The 12,589-nt window shown below is 67.6% G+C and carries 15 protein-coding genes and 1 pseudogene; 8 read left to right on the forward strand and 8 right to left on the reverse strand.

The window, feature by feature from the left end; genetic code table 11:
* Both GJ693_RS09220 and GJ693_RS09225 read left to right on the forward strand, forming a co-directional pair.
* Positions 1-682 (forward strand): amidohydrolase family protein (locus tag GJ693_RS09220; protein ID WP_156256019.1); only part of this gene is annotated, 682 nt, incomplete at its 5' end.
* Positions 683-718: 36 nt separating this feature from the next.
* Positions 719-1,564, forward strand: coding sequence for a diacylglycerol kinase family protein (locus GJ693_RS09225; protein WP_156256020.1), 846 nt, complete (start codon positions 719-721; stop codon positions 1,562-1,564).
* Between the two features lie 2 nt (positions 1,565-1,566).
* Here the strand turns inward: GJ693_RS09225 and GJ693_RS09230 are convergent, their stop codons facing one another.
* Genes GJ693_RS09230 through pgsA form a run of 5 tightly spaced genes read right to left on the reverse strand, consistent with a single transcriptional unit; the run spans position 1,567 to position 4,398 of the window.
* Positions 1,567-2,490 (reverse strand): alpha/beta hydrolase, encoded by a 924-nt coding sequence (locus GJ693_RS09230; RefSeq protein ID WP_408014557.1) that lies wholly within the window; start codon positions 2,488-2,490, stop codon positions 1,567-1,569.
* A gap of 50 nt (positions 2,491-2,540) precedes the next feature.
* Positions 2,541-3,122, reverse strand: a complete 582-nt coding sequence (locus GJ693_RS09235; protein WP_156256021.1) for an NAD(P)H-dependent oxidoreductase — start codon at positions 3,120-3,122, stop codon at positions 2,541-2,543.
* 30 nt (positions 3,123-3,152) lie between these two features.
* A complete protein-coding gene (locus tag GJ693_RS09240) occupies positions 3,153-3,596 on the reverse strand; it encodes a molybdenum cofactor biosynthesis protein MoaE (protein ID WP_156256022.1) in 444 nt (147 codons plus the stop codon).
* Positions 3,593-3,847: a molybdopterin converting factor subunit 1 gene (gene moaD, locus GJ693_RS09245; RefSeq protein ID WP_408014558.1), complete on the reverse strand. Its 255-nt coding sequence runs from the start codon at positions 3,845-3,847 to the stop codon at positions 3,593-3,595. The genes GJ693_RS09240 and moaD overlap by 4 nt, the downstream gene beginning before the upstream one ends.
* On the reverse strand, positions 3,847-4,398 hold the full coding sequence (gene pgsA, locus GJ693_RS09250) for a CDP-diacylglycerol--glycerol-3-phosphate 3-phosphatidyltransferase (RefSeq protein ID WP_156256024.1): 552 nt from the start codon (positions 4,396-4,398) through the stop codon (positions 3,847-3,849). Before pgsA ends, moaD begins: the two co-directional genes overlap by 1 nt.
* Positions 4,399-4,455: 57 nt before the next feature.
* Between pgsA and GJ693_RS09255 the strand changes: the two genes are divergently transcribed.
* Together GJ693_RS09255 and GJ693_RS09260 are read left to right on the forward strand one after the other, a co-directional pair.
* Complete coding sequence (locus tag GJ693_RS09255) at positions 4,456-5,127, forward strand: nitroreductase (RefSeq protein WP_156256033.1); 672 nt, start codon at positions 4,456-4,458, stop codon at positions 5,125-5,127.
* Positions 5,124-5,966 (forward strand): EamA family transporter, encoded by an 843-nt coding sequence (locus tag GJ693_RS09260; RefSeq protein WP_156256025.1) that lies wholly within the window; start codon positions 5,124-5,126, stop codon positions 5,964-5,966. Before GJ693_RS09255 ends, GJ693_RS09260 begins: the two co-directional genes overlap by 4 nt.
* Here GJ693_RS09260 and GJ693_RS09265 read toward each other — a convergent pair.
* Together GJ693_RS09265 and uvrC are read right to left on the reverse strand one after the other, a co-directional pair.
* Entirely contained in the window at positions 5,963-6,649 is a 687-nt protein-coding gene (locus tag GJ693_RS09265; RefSeq protein WP_156256026.1) for a glutathione S-transferase family protein, read from the reverse strand. The two genes, GJ693_RS09260 and GJ693_RS09265, sit on opposite strands and share 4 nt — an antisense overlap.
* A gap of 17 nt (positions 6,650-6,666) precedes the next feature.
* Complete coding sequence (gene uvrC, locus GJ693_RS09270; protein WP_156256027.1) at positions 6,667-8,583, reverse strand: excinuclease ABC subunit UvrC; 1,917 nt, start codon at positions 8,581-8,583, stop codon at positions 6,667-6,669.
* Between the two features lie 69 nt (positions 8,584-8,652).
* On the opposite strand from uvrC, the gene GJ693_RS09275 reads away from it, so the two are divergent.
* The 3 genes from GJ693_RS09275 to GJ693_RS09285 are packed head-to-tail and all read left to right on the forward strand — an operon-like array spanning position 8,653 to position 11,130.
* A complete protein-coding gene (locus GJ693_RS09275) occupies positions 8,653-9,897 on the forward strand; it encodes an alkaline phosphatase family protein (RefSeq protein WP_235902770.1) in 1,245 nt (414 codons plus the stop codon).
* Positions 9,898-9,943: 46 nt separating this feature from the next.
* Positions 9,944-10,705, forward strand: a complete 762-nt coding sequence (locus GJ693_RS09280) for an SDR family NAD(P)-dependent oxidoreductase (RefSeq protein WP_156256029.1) — start codon at positions 9,944-9,946, stop codon at positions 10,703-10,705.
* Complete coding sequence (locus tag GJ693_RS09285) at positions 10,705-11,130, forward strand: dihydroneopterin aldolase (protein WP_156256030.1); 426 nt, start codon at positions 10,705-10,707, stop codon at positions 11,128-11,130. Before GJ693_RS09280 ends, GJ693_RS09285 begins: the two co-directional genes overlap by 1 nt.
* Here the strand turns inward: GJ693_RS09285 and GJ693_RS09290 are convergent.
* Positions 11,127-11,861: a hypothetical protein gene (locus GJ693_RS09290; RefSeq protein ID WP_156256031.1), complete on the reverse strand. Its 735-nt coding sequence runs from the start codon at positions 11,859-11,861 to the stop codon at positions 11,127-11,129. The genes GJ693_RS09285 and GJ693_RS09290 overlap by 4 nt on opposite strands.
* 389 nt (positions 11,862-12,250) lie before the next feature.
* Between GJ693_RS09290 and GJ693_RS17645 the strand changes: the two are divergent.
* A pseudogene (locus tag GJ693_RS17645) lies at positions 12,251-12,589 on the forward strand (energy transducer TonB); the annotation flags it as partial.

Consider the following 12,589-nt stretch of genomic DNA (forward strand, 5'->3'; position numbering starts at 1 on the left):
CCAGGCCGGCGGCATTGACGCCATCCGCGCCCGCATCGCCGATCCGGCCCAGCGCACCCGGCTGCGCGCCGACATGGCCGACAATCTGCGCCGCCGCGGTGGAGCGGGTGCCCTGTTGCTGACCAGCAGTGGCCGCCCGTGGACCGGCAAGCGGCTGGATGCGGTGGCGGCGGGCTGGCAGGTCGATGCCATCGACGCGGCCCTGCGCATCATCAACGATGATCCGGATGGGGACGCAGCGGCCAGCTTCAACATGGCCGAAACCGATATCGCCACCTTCATGCGCCAACCCTGGGTGGTGACCGGATCGGATGGCAGCGCCGGCCACCCGCGCATCGCCGGCACCTTCCCGCAGAAATACCGCCACTATGTGGTGGAAACCCAGACGCTTTCGCTGGCCCGCTTCATCCGCCAATCCACCGGCCGCACTGCCGATATCCTCAAGCTTGATCGCCGCGGCTATCTGCGGCCGGGCTGGTTTGCCGACGTGGTGGTGTTCGATCCCAAGGCCTTTGCGCCGCGCTCCGACTATGCCAACCCGGATGCCTTGGCCGCAGGCGTGCAGACGCTGTTGATCAATGGCCAGTTCGTCATCGACGGTGGGAAGATGACCCCGGTGCTGCCCGGGCGCGCGCTGCGCCGCACGAGCGTACCGCATTGTCCGGTGCGGCCCGGCGGCTGATTGACGGGGCAGACGCCGGCAGGCACGCCCACAGCCATGACCCCGGCACCCCACCCACCCGAACCGTCCCGCCCCTTGGGTCGCGTGTGGCTGGTGGCCAATCGCGCCAGCCGATCCACCGACGACGGCCGCATCGCTGCGCTGGAGACTGCTTTGGCCGATGCCGGCGCCACCATCGCCGGCAACACGGATTTTCCGCGCCAGCCCGCGCCTGATGCCGCTGCTCTGGCGGATATCGACACGCTGGTGGTGATGGGCGGTGATGGCACGCTGGGCGCCGCGGGTGCGGCGGCAAGGGGGTGGGATGGGCAGTTTCTTGCCATTCCGGGCGGCACCATGAACTTGCTGCCCAAGGCCTTGCACGGCGATGCGGCGCCCGAAGCCATTGTGGCGGCAGCCGCCGCTTGCCAGCTGGTGCATGTGCCGGTGGTGCGCGCCGGTGAGCACACGAGTTTTTGCCGCATCATCATCGGCCCGATGACCCGCTGGGCCCTCGCGCGCGAGAATGCCCGCCATGGCCGGCTATGGCGGGTGTTACAGGCCGTGCGGCTGGCGCTGGCGCGTGGCTTCATGGGCGGGGTGCGCGTGGCCGGGCAGCCGGGCCGCCATCCCGGCGTGCTGATCATGCCGGGTGATGATGGTCTTGAGGTGGCGCTGTTTTCCGGACGCGGCCTGGTGGATGCCATGACGGTTGCCGTGAGCTGGCTGGTGAGCGACTGGCGCGATGCCGCATCCGTGACGGCCTTTGCCGCCGGGGAGTTGGCGGTTGGCCGGCGCCGCCCGCTCCGGTGCCTGTTTGACGGCGAATTGCGCCATCTGTCGCCGCCGGCTCGCTTTGTGGCAGGCTGGTCCGATCTGCGGTACATCCGCACCCGCGCCTGACTTCAGCGCCCGGCGAAGCGGGCGTGCAGCCACCGGTCCACCGGGGCCGTGCCGGCATAATCCGGATCGCCGAGCCGCCGGTTGATCTCCATGTGGCCCATCAGCCCTTCGCCAGGGATGCTGACCACATCCACCGCGGTGTGGGCTGCCAGCAAGGCGGTGGCCAGCGCATGGTTCTGGGTCACGCCATCCGGCCGTTGCACATGGAGCAGCAGAAAGGCCGGCGCGTTGGGTGCCGCGGCCTGCGCGGTGGGGGACAATGCGCGTTGCCGGGCTGGATCGCTGCCAAAGGCCTGGCCATAGGTTTGCGCCATGCGCGGACCGGCCTGTTGCAGCTGCGCCGGCACATCATAGGCAGCGCCGTCGATGGGGATGATGCCGGCGACATCGGCAAACGACAGGCCCGCAGTCTTCAGATAGCGCTCGTCGGTGCCGACCAGCGCCACCAGATGCGCGCCAGCGCTGTGGCCCATCAGCACGACGCGGCGGCGATCAAGGCCGAGCCTGTCGGCGCGATCAAGCAGCGCCTTCAGCGCCATGGCGACATCGGTGGCCTGCTGTTCCACCGTGGCCGCCGGCACCAGCCGATAGTTGATGGAGGCAAAGGCGTATCCGGCCTCGCGGTAATGCACGGCCTTCCAGCGGCCGGTGGCATTGTCCTTGTCCCCGCGCTGCCAGCCGCCGCCGTGGACGAACAGCACCAGCGGGGCCGGGCCATTGCCCGGGGCCCGCCAGACACTCAGGGTCTGCAGCGGGTCGCGGCCATAGGCGATGGTCTCACCCGCCGGCACCTGCGGTCCGGCGCTGCCACCCTGCTGGGCCGCCAGCCAGGCCCGCAGCCGTTCGCCGTTCTGGGCCTGGGCTGCTCCCACCAGCGCCACGGCCGCCAGCGTGCCTGCCAATATTGTCCGCCGTTTCAGCATCATCAGCCTCCTGCAGGCTGTAACGCACTGGCCGCGCCGATTCCCTCGGGGCGTCAGCTGGCCAGTTTGCGCGCCACGGCCAGAAACTGCGCGATGCGGGCCGGCGTCGCATCGCGGATGGTGCCAACCACCTTCATGTGCGTCACCTTCAGGCCGACAAAATCCAGGATCTGCCGCCTGAGCACGTTCAGCCAGCCATTGCGATAGCCCAGCCACAGATACCAGGGCGGTGTATCGGCGGTGATCAGCACGCGGGCGGTGCGGCCTTCGAACAATTTCTTCGGGAAATGCCCATCGCCTTCATAGGCAAAGGCGATGCCGGGCAGGAACACCCGGTCGATCAGCCCCTTCAGCTTGGCCGGCGCCGCGCCCCACCACAGCGGGTGGACGAGGATGAACGTGTCGCACCAGCGCACCGCCTCCAGAAACGCCTGCAGGTCGGGCTCATGATCCATGCGGCTCTTGTAGCCTTGGGCGAGATTGGGATCGAATTGCATCGCCGAAAGCTGCAACAGCCTCACTTCAGCGCCGCGCGCCTGGGCGGTTTTGGCGGCGGCGGCGGCCAGGGCACTGCACAGCGACGTGCCATCGGGGTGGCCATCGAGCACCAGCACTTTTGAACTTGGAACGGCCATGGCTGTGCTTTCGGTTGTTGCGCGCCGTGCCTACCAGCGTTCGGCAGCCGCGTCGTCGCTGCCTTTTGCCTCAACCCAGCGGGTGCTGCCGTCCGCCCATGCCTCGCGCTTCCAGAATGGGGCTTTCGTCTTCAGCCAGTCCATCAGGAACTGAGCGGCGGCAAAGGCGTCGCCGCGGTGCGGGGAGGCGGTGACGACCAGCACGATGGGCTCACCGGGCAGCATGCGCCCGTGGCGGTGGATGATGGTGCCGAAGGTGCCGGGCCAGCGGCTGGCGGCTTCGGCGGCGATGGCCTGCAGCTGCGCCAGCGTCATCGCCGGATAATGTTCGAGGGTAAGGGCAACAAGGCCATCATCGGCGCGGACCAGCCCGGTGAAGCTGACGGCGGCGCCGAGATCGGTGCGGGCGCCGATGAGCGCGGCCTGCTCGGCAGCGGCGTCGAAAGGCTCGGTCTGGAGCCTTGCTGTGATCATCCGCCGGTCACCGGCGGGAAGATGGCAATTTCGCGCGGGTTATGCAGCGGCGTGTCGGGCGCGGCGAACTGCTGGTCCACGGCGACGCGGATGCGGCTGCGATCAGCAAGGGCAGCGTCGTGGCCGGGGCTGCGGGTGGCGAGCCAGTCGAGCAGGGCGGCGACGGTCGTGGCTTCGGCGGGCAGCGTGAGCGTCTCGCTGTCCGTGCCCACCATTTCGCGCACCCAGGCGAAGTAGAGCAGCGTCACCATCACATGTGCTTCAGGCCGGTGCGCAGATAATCATAACCGGTGATCAGCGTCAGGATCGCGGCAATCCACAGCGTGACCAGGCCGATCATCTCTGCCGGCAGCCAGGGCAGGATCGGCACCGCGCCGACCAGGATCAGCGCGCCCAGCGCCACCAGCTGCGCCGTCGTCTTCCACTTGGCGAGCTGGCTGACCGGGACGGAGACCGACAGGCCGGCCAGATATTCGCGCAGGCCCGACACGAAAATCTCGCGCAGCAGGATGATCAGGCCGGCGATCACGCTCCAGCCGTGCAGGATGCGGGCATCGACCAGCATGATGATCACGGCGGCGACCATGATCTTGTCGGCAATCGGATCGAGGAACTGGCCGATCTTGGAGACCGTGCCCCAGCTGCGCGCCAGATAGCCGTCGAAATAATCGGTGATCGCTGCCAGCGCATAAAGCGCCCAGGCCGCCAGCCATTCCCAGGGGTTGCTGCTCCACATCAGCCACACCAGCCCCGGCACCGCGAGGATGCGCGACAAGGTGAGCAGATTGGGGAGGCTGGACAACACAGCGCCTTCATAGGCAATCCAGCGGCAACTGCAAAGTTACGGAAAGGCCCAATGATGAACGTTTCCGAGGCTGTGCTGTCGCGCCGGTCGGTGCGGGGCTTCCTGCCGACGCCGGTGGATGGCGATGTGCTGCGCCGCGTCGTCGAGAAAGCCGCCTGGGCACCGTCGGGTGGCAATCTCCAGCCCTGGCATATCGATGTCGTCGGCGGCGAAAAGCTGGATGAATTGAAGCGCATCATGCTGGGCAAGCTGATGGCCGGCGGCGGCATGGAGCCGACCGAATATGATATCTATCCCAAGGAACTGCCGGAGCCGCACAACAGCTATCGTTTCGCCGTGGGCGAGGAGCTCTACAGCCGGCTCGGCATCCCGCGCGAGGACAAGGCCGGCCGTCGCATGTGGTTCGCACGCAATTTCCAGTTCTTCGGCGCGCCCGTCGCCCTGTTTTGCAGTGTGGACAAGCGCATGGGCCCGCCGCAGTGGAGCGACCTCGGCATGTATCTGCAGACGCTGATGTTGCTGTTGAAGGAAGAGGGGCTGGACAGCTGCCCGCAGGAATGCTGGGCCGTCTATCCGCAGACCATCCGTGATTTCATCGGTATCCCGCCCGAACACATGCTTTTCACCGGCATGGCGATCGGGTTCATCGACCCGGATGACAAGGCCAACCTCGCCCGCCCGAGCCGCGCGCCGATGGCCGACTGGGCGGACTTCCACGGGATTTGATCCCGCTCTCCGCCCTTGCCGCCACGCTGCTTTCGGCGCTGATCCACGCCGGCTGGAATTTATTTCTGAAAGGCAGCGCCGGGGACCGGTTGGTGGATCTGGCAGTGCTGGGGCTGGGTGGATCGCTGTTTGGTGTGGTGCTGATTGCCCTGTTCGGCGCGCCAGTGGCGGGCGCCTGGCCGTTCATCCTCGCCTCCTGCGCCATCCACCTCGTCTATTGGACGGCGCTGACCCAGGGCTATGGCGCTGGCGACATGAGCCACGTCTATACCATCGCGCGCGGCCTGGCCCCGGCGCTGGTGACTGTGGGGGCGGTGGTGTTTGCCGGCGAGGTGCCGGATTGGATGCAGGGGCTGGGCGTCGCCGCCATCAGCATCGGGGTGATGCTGGTGGGGGTGAACCGCCATGCACCGCTGGCGGCGACTGGCTGGGCGCTGCTCACCGCCGCGGCGATTGCCGGCTACAGCCTGGTTGATGCGATGGGCGTGCGGGTGAATGGCGACGTGTTCAGCTACAAGGGCTGGGGCGCGGTCTTCACCTTCTTGCCGATCAGCCTGTTTGTCATCGCCCGCTGCCGCCCGGCGGGGTTCATGGCTGCGGCGGCCGGGCGCTGGCGGCAGGGGATGCTGGCCGGCGCGATTTCCAGCGCCGGCTTCATGCTGGTGCTGTGGGCGCAACTGCGCGCGCCCATCGGCCCGATCACGGCCCTGCGGGAGACCAGCGTGCTGTTCGGCGCGGCCTTTGCGGCGCTGCTGCTGAAGGAAAAAGTGACTCCGAGGCGTTGGGCCGGGGCGCTGGTGGTGTGTGCCGGCGCGATGCTGATCGGTTTTGCCGGTTAGGCTTCGCGGGGTCCGAGGCCCAGCAGCTTCTTGGTGCGCGCGATGAAGGCGCTGTTGTCGCCGCCTTCTTTCACCGGCGAGACATCGGGCACTTTCAGGCCGCGCTGCACGGCCGGTCGGGCGGCGATGCGGTCGATCCAGCCGCTGAGGTGAGGGAAGGGGGCGGTTTCCACCCCGGTCCAGCCGGCGGTGCGCACCCAGCAGAAATGCGCGATGTCGGCGATGCTGTAGCTGCCGGCGAGATAGTCACGGTCGGCCAGGCGGGCATCGAGGATGGCCAGCAGCCGCTTCACTTCACCCAGGTAGCGCGCCTGCACCGCCGGCAGTTTCTCCGGCCAATAATGGGTGAAGAGATTGGCCTGGCCCATCATCGGCCCCAGCCCGCCCACCTGGAACATCAGCCATTGCAGCGCTTCGGAGCGGCCGCGCGCATCGGCGGGCAACAGGCCCGGCGCCTTTTCCGCCAGCCACACCAGGATGGCGCCCGATTCCATCACGGCGAAACCGTCATCAACCAGGCAGGGCACCTTGCCGTTGGGATTGAGCTTCAGGAACTCCGCCCGCTTCTGCTCGCCCTTGGCCAGATCCAGAGACTGCACCTGGTAGGGCAGGCCCAGTTCCTCCAGCGCGATGGAAACCTTGTAGCCATCGGGCGTCGGCGCGGTGAAGAGGAGCAGGCTCATGGCGGCAGCCTAGCCCGTCACAAGTTCGGGTGGAAGTGCTGCCAGATTGCCAGCGCCATCTGCTTTGAAATGCCGGGCGCGCGTTCCAGGTCTTCCAGCGTGGCGCCCTTCACGGCGCGGCTGGTGCCGAAGTGCATCAGCAGCGCCTTCTTGCGGGCCGGGCCGATGCCGGGGACTTCGTCGAGCGGGCTCTGGGTGATCGATTTCGCCCGCTTCGCCCGATGCGCGCCGATGGCGAAGCGGTGGGCCTCGTCGCGCAGGCGCTGCAGATAGAACATCACCGGCGCGTTGGGCGGCAGGGTGAATTCGCGGCCTGATGGCAGATAGAAGGTCTCACGCCCGGCGTTGCGGTCCGGCCCCTTGGCGACGCCCACGATCGGCACATCGACGCCCAGTTCGGCAAGCGCGCTCATCACTGCCGCCACCTGGCCTTTGCCGCCGTCGATCAGGCACAGATCGGGCCAGTTGCCGCTTTCCCGGTCAGGATCCTCGGCCTCAAGCCGGGCAAAGCGCCGGTGCAGCATTGCCCGCATCATGGCAAAATCGTCGCCCGGCGTGATGCTTTCATCCTTCATGTTGAACTTGCGATATTGGCCTTTCATGAAGCCTTCCGGCCCGGCCACCACCATCGCGCCCAGCGCATTGGTGCCCTGGATATGGCTGTTGTCATAAATCTCGATGCGCCCCGGCGGGCCGTCGAGTTCGAAGATATCGGCCAGTTCGCGCAGCAATTTGCCCTGGGTCGTGGTTTCGGCGCGGCGGCGCTGGATGGCCTCCTCGGCGTTGCGCTGCGCCTGTTCGACCAGCTTCTTCGCTGGCCCGCGCTGGGCATGGCGCAGGTTGACCTTGCGGCCGGCTTTTTCCGACAGCGCGGCGGACAGCAGATCGGCTTCCGGCAGACTGCGATCGAGCAGCAGTTCCCGGGGGGCGGGCAGTTCCTCATAGAGCTGGGCCAGGAAGCTCTGCAGCACCTCGGCCTCGTCCACGCCTTCGGTGTGGCCGGGGAAGAAGCTGCGGTGGCCCCAGTTCTGGCCGCCGCGGATGAAGAAGATCTGGACACACATGGCGCCGCCGTCGGTGGCCATGGCGATCACATCGGCATCGCTGGTTGCGCCTTCGGCGTTGATGGCCTGGCTGCCCTGGATGAAGGTCAGCGCCTTCAACCGGTCGCGCAGCACGGCGGCGGTCTCGAAGTCCATGGCTTCGGCCGCCGCCTGCATCGCCCCGGCCAGCTTCTTCTGCGCCTCTTGCGTGCGGCCGGAGAGGAAACCCTTGGCGTCCTCCACCAGCTCGGCATAGTCGGCATCGCTTATGCGGCCGACGCACGGCGCGGAGCAGCGCTTGATCTGGTAGAGCAGGCAGGGTCGCGAGCGGTTGGCGAAGAAACTGTCGGTGCAGCTCCGGAGCAGGAACACCTTCTGCAGCGCGTTCAGCGTGGCATTGACCGCGCCGGCGCTGGCGAACGGGCCGTAGTAACTGCCCTTGGCGACCCGCGCGCCGCGATGCTTGGAAATGCGCGGAAAATCATGGTCTTCGCGCAGCAGGATGAAGGGGAAGCTCTTGTCGTCGCGCAGCAGCACATTGTAGGGCGGGCGATAGCGCTTGATCAGTTGGGCTTCCAGCAGCAGCGCCTCGGCCTCACTGTTGGTCGTCACGATCTCCATGGCGCGGGTCTGCGCCACCATGCGCTGCAGCCGGCGCGGCAGGCGGGTCACCTGGGTGTAATTGGTCACCCGGTTCTTCAACGTGCGCGCCTTGCCGACATAGAGCACGTCGCCGCCGGCATCGAGCATGCGATAGACGCCAGGCTTCAGCGGCAGCGTCTTCACGACACGGCGGATGGTGGCGACGCCCAGATCAAGATCGGGCGCCTCCTTGCCGCGCACCGTGTAGGTGGCGCTTTCTTCGGAAAAACGGTCGGGCGTGTCGCTCATGCTGGGCGCAGCGTTAGCCGGGGGCAGGCTGTCATGGCAATTGCGCCGACAGCTGCTAACGCGCAGCGCATGACGATTCTCCGTGCCTTCGCCGTCGCTGCCGCGCTGCTGCTTGCTGCCTGTTCGGGCCGTCCGCCGCCGGCCACGCTGGCCACGGCAGCGCAGCCAGCCCATCCGGTCATCCTGATCTCGGTCGATGGCCTGCGCGCCGATTATCTGCAGCGCGGGCTGACCCCCAATATCAGCGGCCTGGCCGCGCGCGGCGTCACCACGCGCGCGATGCGGCCCAGTTTCCCGTCGCTCACCTTCCCCAATCATTACACGCTGGTCACCGGCCTGCGGCCCGATCATCACGGCCTCGTCAACAACAAGATGCAGGATGCCATGCTGGGCCGCTTCACGATGGCGAACCGCAGCGCCGTCGAGGATGCGCGCTGGTGGAACGGCGGCGAGCCAATCTGGGTGACCGCCGAACGCGCCGGCATTACCACCGCCACCATGTTCTGGCCGGGCAGCGAAGCGGCGATTCGCGGGATACGCCCGCACCGCTGGCTGCCGTTCGATGGCGCGATGCCGGGCCCGGTGCGGGTCGATCAGTTGCTGGCCTGGCTCGACGAGACGCCGCGGCCGGGCCTTGCCACCCTCTATTTCGACACGGTCGATCATGATGGCCATGAATTCGGCCCGGATTCGCCGCAGCTGAATGCGGCGCTCGCCGCTGTCGATGCCCAGATCGGCCGCCTGCTGGCCGGGCTGGCTGCGCGCGGGATCGAGGCCAATATCGTGCTGGTTGCCGATCACGGCATGGCGACGGTCAGCACCGATCACCGCATCTTCCTCGATTCGCTGCTCGATCCGGCGGCGATTGAACTGGTGGGTGATGGCGCCCTGGCTACGCTCAACCCGCTGCCGGGGCAGGAGGCGGCAGTGAAGGCCGCGCTGCTGCGCCCACACCCGCACATGGCTTGCCATGAAAAGGCCCGGTTGCCGGCGCGTTTCCACTATGGTCAACACCCACGCGTGCCGGCGATTCTCTGCCTGGCGGATGTCGGCTGGATGATCTGGCTGCGACCGCCGCCAGCCGGGCAGGCCCAAGGTCAAGCAATGCGCGCGCTGGGCGGCATGCACGGCTTTGATCCGGCTGCGCCCGAAATGGCCGCCAGCTTTGTCGCCGCCGGCCCGGCCTTCCGGTCTGGCGTGGTACTGCCGCCATTCGACAATGTCGATGTTCACCCCCTGCTGCTGCGCTTGCTGGGCCTGCCGCCAATGCAGACGGATGGCGATTCCCGCACCCTCGGCAAGGCCCTGCGCTGAACTGCACGTTGCGCAGCGACACGCAAACGCCTAGGCGGCGCGCACCATGACGGCACATGCATCCCGCACCGCAATCGTCACCGGCGGCGCCAAGCGCATCGGCGGCGCCATCAGCCGCGCGCTCGTTGCAGATGGCTGGCACGTGTTGATCCACTGCAACGCCAGCCGCGCCGAGGCCGAGGCGCTGGCCGCCGAACTGGGCAATGCCAGCGTGGTCGCCGTCGATCTCGCCGATCCGGACGCCGCCGAGACCATCATGGCCGCCTGCGCCGGCCTGCCGCCGGCCCGCCTGCTGGTCAACAGCGCCAGCCGCTTTGTCTATGACCGGATCGAGGATTTCAGCACGGCCGAATTCGACACCCACATGGCGGTCAATCTGCGGGCGCCGGCGCTGCTCACCCGCGCCTTTGCCGCGGCGCTGCCCGATACGCTGGATGATCCGGCGCTGGTGGTGAACCTGCTCGATGCCAAGCTGGCCAGCCTCAACCCGGACTATTTCACCTACACATTGTCCAAGATCGGCTTTGAAGGGCTGACCGAGCTCACCGCGCGCGCCTATGCGCCGCGGCTGCGCTGTGTGGGCATCGCGCCGGCCGTCACGCTGGTCTCCGGGCCGCAAAGCCGTGAGAATTTTGACGCTGTCCACGCCCTGAACCCGCTGCAGCGCGGAGTCAGCGTGGACGATATCATCGTGGCGCTGCGCTTCTGCATCGCCACGCCCACCTACAACGCGCAGACGATCGTGCTCGATGGCGGGCAACGCCTGCTCGGCCTGCCGCGCGATGTGGCCCATATGGTAGATTATTGATGCCTGATTCTACGCCGCCACCCACCTTCATCGAGCCGATGGCGCCTGGCATGGTGCCGCGCCACCTCGCCATCCGCGCCCGCAAGCTGTTCCTGGAGGATTTCGATCTGCCGGTGGACATCGGCTTCCACGCCTTCGAGGTCGGCTCGCCCCAGACGCTGCGGCTCAACATCGAGGTGTGGGTGGACGACGCGCATTTCCCGCGCTGCGACACGGTCGCCGAAGCCTGGGACTATGATTTCCTGCGCAATGCCGTGCTCGGCCTGGTGGAAGGCCGCCGCTTCAACCTGCAGGAAACCGTGGCGCACGCCATCTACGACATGGTCGCCGCCCGCGCCGGCGTGGTCGGCCTGCGCGTGTCGACACGCAAGCCGGATGTCTATCCTGACTGCAAGGCGGTCGGCGTGGAGCTCTCCAGCTTCTAACCGGTCTTGCCACAGGGGCCCAGGCTGGCGAGCGCGTCACGCCAATCCTTGGCCAGGGCTGGATCACCGCCGCCGGCCGCGGCAGGCAGGCGGGGAGGCAGGACACACGCCAGACGATACCAGAGCAGGGTGCCGGGCTTCACCCGTTCGGCCGATTCGTCGATGATATCGCCGCGCGCGATCAGCACCCGGCGCACCTCGCCTGGGCGATTCTGCACCACCAGCGTCGCCGGCTTGCCATCGGCCGTGGTCAGGAAAAACTGGCTTTCGCTTTCGCCCGGCACCGTGCCATCGGCGCGGAAGCCATTGGAAACGCCCCGGATCACCGGCACCGTGCCCGATCGCTGATCCGCCACCACCGCGCGCACCGTATCGGCCAGCGCCGGGTCCCACGGCTGCTGGCCGCGGCGGGACACCAGGCGGGTGGCGCCATCCGGGCCCGGCGCGGTCAGGAAGACCAGCACCTCCATGCCCTTGGCCTGCGGCGGGCGGCCGCGCGAATCCAGCGGCGCGTCCCACAGATATTGCAGTGTCGCGCCCATGGTTCCGGGCGCAACCAGCACGTTGGAGACCGAAACCGTGACCAAAAGGCGGGCGCGGCCGGGCGCGACATCAGGTGCCGCCTTGCCGGAGATGCGACTGGCCTTGGCGATGGTGGCGCGCACGATCACCGGCGCCGCCAGGGCCAGTTCGGCGGTGTCCGCAAAGCCGGCGAGGCGGTCGCTGGCCACTGGTGCAACGGGGGCAGGGGCCTGCGCAGCGGCAGGGCCAATTGTGGCCAGAATCAGGCAGATGGGCAGAATCGGGCGGGGCATGGTCGCCATCGTAGCGATGGGCAGCGCCTGCCGGCAACCGTGCAGTGCCGTGGCGCGCAACACTTCGCAAAATCGCAGCAGAACAAATGCCGAATCCCGTTGGCGGGCGGGGGGTGAATCGACGTAGCGGGGCAAAGTTCGGCGGGAATGTGGCAAAAAGCCGGTTGCGGCGATTGCTCGCTTGCGGCTAGAGGGGGGTCATCCGAGGGATCGGCGCAGGGTTTGAGGGGGGTCCTCTGTCCGCGGCTGTCCCCATTTTTTGAGGGAGTGCCAGACCAGCCATGTCATACATGGACGCACCTGGGATGAGCAAAAACCGACAGATCGCGCTGGTGGCCGTTGGCCTCCTGCACGTTCTCCTCGGCTATGCCATCGTCAACGGCTTTGCCATCAAGGTGATCAAGAAGATCATCGACCCGCTGGAAGCGGTGAACGTGAAGGAGGAGGCGCCGCCGCCGGAAGAACCGCCGCCGCCGCCGCCGCAGGAAATCGAAATTCCGCCTTACGTGCCGCCGCCGGAAGTGTCGGTGGCCTCTGACGCCCCGACCAACAGCATCACCACCCAGTCGACCGTGGCTCGCCCGGATCCGCCCGTTGTGGCGCCCCCGGCCCCGCCCGCCCCGCCAGCCGCGCTGCCGCCGCCG

It is taken from the genome of Sandarakinorhabdus oryzae, assembly GCF_009733735.1.
GTDB classification, from domain to species: domain Bacteria; phylum Pseudomonadota; class Alphaproteobacteria; order Sphingomonadales; family Sphingomonadaceae; genus Sandarakinorhabdus; species Sandarakinorhabdus oryzae.

Bases quoted from the DNA above. Each gene is read 5' to 3' on its own strand.
- GJ693_RS09225 (WP_156256020.1), top strand. From the start codon at position 719: ATGACCCCGGCACCCCACCCACCCGAACCGTCCCGCCCCTTGGGTCGC.
- GJ693_RS09230 (WP_408014557.1), bottom strand. From the start codon at position 2,490: ATGATGCTGAAACGGCGGACAATATTGGCAGGCACGCTGGCGGCCGTG.
- GJ693_RS09235 (WP_156256021.1), bottom strand. From the start codon at position 3,122: ATGGCCGTTCCAAGTTCAAAAGTGCTGGTGCTCGATGGCCACCCCGAT.
- GJ693_RS09240 (WP_156256022.1), bottom strand. From the start codon at position 3,596: ATGATCACAGCAAGGCTCCAGACCGAGCCTTTCGACGCCGCTGCCGAG.
- moaD (WP_408014558.1), bottom strand. From the start codon at position 3,847: ATGGTGACGCTGCTCTACTTCGCCTGGGTGCGCGAAATGGTGGGCACG.
- GJ693_RS09255 (WP_156256033.1), top strand. From the start codon at position 4,456: ATGAACGTTTCCGAGGCTGTGCTGTCGCGCCGGTCGGTGCGGGGCTTC.
- GJ693_RS09265 (WP_156256026.1), bottom strand. From the start codon at position 6,649: ATGAGCCTGCTCCTCTTCACCGCGCCGACGCCCGATGGCTACAAGGTT.
- uvrC (WP_156256027.1), bottom strand. From the start codon at position 8,583: ATGAGCGACACGCCCGACCGTTTTTCCGAAGAAAGCGCCACCTACACG.
- GJ693_RS09275 (WP_235902770.1), top strand. From the start codon at position 8,653: ATGACGATTCTCCGTGCCTTCGCCGTCGCTGCCGCGCTGCTGCTTGCT.
- GJ693_RS09280 (WP_156256029.1), top strand. From the start codon at position 9,944: ATGACGGCACATGCATCCCGCACCGCAATCGTCACCGGCGGCGCCAAG.
- GJ693_RS09285 (WP_156256030.1), top strand. From the start codon at position 10,705: ATGCCTGATTCTACGCCGCCACCCACCTTCATCGAGCCGATGGCGCCT.